Genomic DNA, 3,898 nt, shown 5'->3' on the forward strand with positions numbered 1-3,898 from the left:
GCGAACCGCCAGCACGATCACCTCGGGTGGGAACCGAAAACCGGCGAACTCCGAAGCTGGGACCGGTGGACGGGCAGGACGTCGACCCATCACCCGATCATGCCCGAGTGGTAGCTGCGGTGGTGGACTTCGCCAACGCAACAGTGCCGTTCCGCGTCAGGGCGTAGAGCAGCGACCACACCATGACCATCCAGCCTGCCCGGCACAGACCCCGTCCGGTAGGCAAACACCCAGGTCACCGCCCGAATCGGGATTCCGGAGCCCCACAGGATCGCCACGGACACCCTCGGTCTGCTGGTTGCGGTGGTCGTGGTCGCCGCCAGCGTGCACGACCACACCATCGGCACCGCCCTGCTGGACCGGGTGGCCGCCGCGGCACCATCGATACGTAAGGCGTGGGTGGACGCCGGGTTCACAAACACCGTCGTCGCCCACGGGGCCGGCCTGGGAATCGACGTGGAGGTCGTCGGGCGTGCCGCGGGGACGCGGGGGTTCACCCCGCTGTCCCAGCGGCGGAGAGTCGAACAGGCCTTCGGCACGCTGATGCTGCACCGCCGCCTCGCCCGGGACTACGAGACGCGACCCGCCAGCACGACCGCGATGATCCACTGGTCGATGGTGGACGTGATGACCCGCCGGCTGACCGGCACCACCACCCCGACCTGGCGGGACCCGCCGGCCTGACCGGGACGGGAGGACCCGGCGCACGACAAGGGAGCGGGATGTCGACACAGCGGCTGCTGGAACAGATCGAGACCCGACGGACACGCCTCGGACGCACCGTCGAGCAGCTACGAGAACAGATCACCGAACTGCGTGACCAGCTCACCGCCACCGAGCACACCCTGGAACGACTGGAGATCACCCGCCAGACGGTGCTGGAGCTGTCCGCCGAGGCCACCCACGCCCCAGCGGAACCGCTGCCGCCAGGGTATCGAGAGGTGCTGGCCGTGTTCACCCCCGACCACGACGGGCTGCACGCCAAGGACGTCTGCCTGGCCCTGGGCACCGGCACCGGACCCCGCCATATCGAGGGCATCCGGGCCAAGCTGAAACGGCTGGTCGAACGCGGTGTTCTCACCGAACCCGATCCCGGCCTGTTCGTCCTCCCTCACTCCACCCCATAGATCAACCCAGACCGGAAACCGGCGAATCACCACAGAACGCCCACTGAGGGCTACGGGCGAGAGGAAGGCTGGACGGATGAATAGCGTGAACCCTTGTTGATGCTTCGTAACCGCAGCTCTCCGGGTGGTGTGTGGTGCCGGGGTGACAGGGACTGGCCGTTGAGAAGCGGCGGGCGGCGGCCGAGGACTGATGATCGGTCGTGGGAACACTGAGCAAACGAGTCCGGCGTCAGATCCGAATTGTTGGTGTCGGTGTCGCGTACATGCTGGCCTGCCGTGCTACGGCCGCGTGGCCGTGAGTTATTTGGAACGCGGTGCTGTGACCCGGCTTTGGTGCTCGGTGGACGGGCGCACCGCGCGTTCGGCCAGGCGGATCACGGCGCGTCTGGGCAGGACGCGGGGAAGCTTCGTGACGAGTGTGTTCCCGAGGCCGTCGACAGCTGTCGGTCGGCCGCGGTCGATCGCTCGCAGGGCGGTCGCCACCGCCTGTTCGGGTGAGCGGCGGCGGCCGACCGACGCTTCCTGCGCGCCGACGACCTCGAAGAACGGCGTGTCGGTGGAGCCGGGGCACAGCGCGACTACCTGGACTCCGGCGGGCTTCGCCTCCGCCCAGAGCGCTTCGGTGAAGGAGAGCACGAACGCCTTGGTCGCGGCGTAGACCGCCATGTGCGCGACGGGCTGGAACGCCGCGGTGCTCGCGACATTGATGACGGTGCCGCGCCCGCGCGTGACCATGGCGGGCAGGAACCGGGCGGTCAGCACGACCACGGCCTCGCAGTTCAGTCGCACCTGTCCCACCAGGCGGTCCCGGTCGGTCGAGACCACGTCGCCGTGGGTCGCGAAACCGGCGTTGTTGACCAGGACGTCGATCGGCCGGCCGAGCGCCTCCAGCCGTCCGGCGATCTCGTCCACGGCGCTGGGCTGCTCGAGGTCCACCGCGATCACCTTGGTGTGCACCTGGTACTGCCGGGTGAGGTCCGCCGCGTGCGCCACGAGCTTGTCCTCGCTGCGGGCGACCAGCACGAGGTCGGCGCCGCGGGCGGCGAGCTCACGCGCGAAGACCACGCCGATGCCGGTCGACGCGCCCGTCACGAGTGCCGTCTGTCCGCTGAGGTCCATTTTCATCTCCATACCATCTGGTCGGTTTTTTTTGAGGGTACGGGTTCCCCGCATGATTCCGTCACACCGTCGATCTTTGGTCCGGGTGTGCTGGCGGGCGGGGGTCAGCTCTTCCCCGGAGACGGTCGCGGAGTGCTGTCGGCAGCGGGCTCGGAAAGGCCGTCGGCTGGGCTACCGGGTTCGCACAAGGCCCACTCCACGAGCTGGCCCAGGACCTTGGCTCGGTCGATGAATCGGGACGGCCCGGCCGGTTCGTCAAGAACGTCGGTCAGCGACTTGAGCCCGTCGAACGCGGCGACGAGCACGGCGGCGACCGCGTCGGGGTCGAGGCCAGTGCGCAGATCGCCCTCGGACTGACCGCGGCGCACGATGTCCGCGACAGCCTCCACCCACTCCGCCATCGGCCGGCCGACCCGGTCGGCGAGGTCGGGTTCGGCCGCCAGCTCCCGGGCCAGCCGGGTGACGGTCCACGTCGCAGGCTCGGTCACGATCAGGTCCAGCATCGCTGGGACCAGGTCGCGAAGCTGATCCACGGCGCGAGGCCGGGACGCCAGGCGTGTGCCGACCTGCTCCAGCAGGTGGGTCTTCTGGCCGGCCAGCACGGCGAGCGCCAGGTCGGACTTGGAGCGGAAGTAGAAGTAGAACGCCCCCTTGGTCATGCCTGACGCCTCGATCAGGTCGGCCATGGTGGCCACGGCATAGCCACGCTCGGCGAACACCCGCCCGGCCGTGCGCAGCAAGAAGGCGCGCGTGGCCTCGCCCTTCGCCGTAGCCGGCCTCGTCACAGCCGCACCGCCTGCCATGTGTCCAAGATAAAACCAACCGGACGGTATGTCGACGACTGACTTGTGGGCTCACGGGCACCACGGAGCGACGACGTCGGACCGGACGGCGTCTGATCCGTTCCTGGGTCAGGTCGGCGACGGGGTGGTCGGGCCGTGGCGGCTGAAGGTCGCGACCGCGATAGGGGCGTCGTCCGTTGTAGTGCGTGACATATTCGACCAGGACGGTACGGAGGCGCCGTTCACTGAAGATCATAATCCGGTCGGTGACCTCGGTCCGGACCGTGCGGACGAACCGTTGCGCGTAGGCGTTCGCCCGCGGAGTTCGGGGCGGGATCGTGACCGTGGTGATGCCGGCGTCGGCGAGGATCGCGTCGAAGGACGCGGTGAACTGCCCGGCCCGGTCGCGGACCAGGAAGTGGAAGTCGGCCGCCCGGTCACCGAGGTCCACCAGGAGGTTTCGGATTTGTTGGGTGGTCCACGGTCCGTCCGGGTTGCGGTGACCCCGAGGACGTGGACGTGGACGTGACGGGAGCCGACCTCCACGACGAAGAAGCAGTACAGACGCCGCAGCGTCACGGCGCGGTCCGCCTGGAAGAAGTCGACCGCCAGCATGGTCGATGCCTGGGCGCGCAGGAACTGCCGCCACGTCGTGTCGGTCTGGCGTTTCGGGGCCGGAGCAGCCTGAGGGACGTCAGGATTCGGCGGATCGTGGACGCGCCGACCCGGTGGCCGAGCTTGAGTAGCTCACCCTGGATCCGCTGGTACCCCCACGTCGTGTTCTCGGTCGCGAGTCGTGCGATGAGGGTCGCGATCTTCGTGCTGGCCGGCGGTCGTCCAGCCCGCTGCGGGTAGGTCCGCTTTCGTGTG

At 68.9% G+C, this 3,898-nt stretch carries 3 protein-coding genes and 3 pseudogenes; 2 read left to right on the forward strand and 4 right to left on the reverse strand.

What is annotated here, in order from left to right; translation table 11 throughout:
- Positions 1-90, reverse strand: a pseudogene (locus NBW84_RS16400) (IS6 family transposase); the annotation flags it as partial.
- 180 nt (positions 91-270) lie between these two features.
- Here NBW84_RS16400 and NBW84_RS16405 point away from each other — a divergent pair.
- Both NBW84_RS16405 and NBW84_RS16410 read left to right on the forward strand, forming a co-directional pair.
- Positions 271-684, forward strand: a pseudogene (locus NBW84_RS16405) (transposase); the annotation flags it as partial.
- 38 nt (positions 685-722) lie between these two features.
- On the forward strand, positions 723-1,127 hold the full coding sequence (locus NBW84_RS16410; protein WP_250285613.1) for a hypothetical protein: 405 nt from the start codon (positions 723-725) through the stop codon (positions 1,125-1,127).
- Between the two features lie 300 nt (positions 1,128-1,427).
- On the opposite strand, the gene NBW84_RS16415 is transcribed toward NBW84_RS16410, so the two are convergent.
- The 3 genes and pseudogenes from NBW84_RS16415 to NBW84_RS16425 form a co-directional block, all read right to left on the reverse strand.
- A complete protein-coding gene (locus NBW84_RS16415) occupies positions 1,428-2,246 on the reverse strand; it encodes an SDR family NAD(P)-dependent oxidoreductase (RefSeq protein ID WP_250285614.1) in 819 nt (272 codons plus the stop codon).
- Positions 2,247-2,350: 104 nt separating this feature from the next.
- Complete coding sequence (locus NBW84_RS16420; protein WP_250285615.1) at positions 2,351-3,031, reverse strand: TetR family transcriptional regulator; 681 nt, start codon at positions 3,029-3,031, stop codon at positions 2,351-2,353.
- Positions 3,032-3,128: 97 nt separating this feature from the next.
- Positions 3,129-3,898, reverse strand: a pseudogene (locus NBW84_RS16425) (integrase core domain-containing protein); the annotation flags it as partial.

It is taken from the genome of Protofrankia sp. CiP1_Cm_nod2 (assembly GCF_920664355.1).
GTDB lineage: Bacteria > Actinomycetota > Actinomycetes > Frankiales > Frankiaceae > Protofrankia.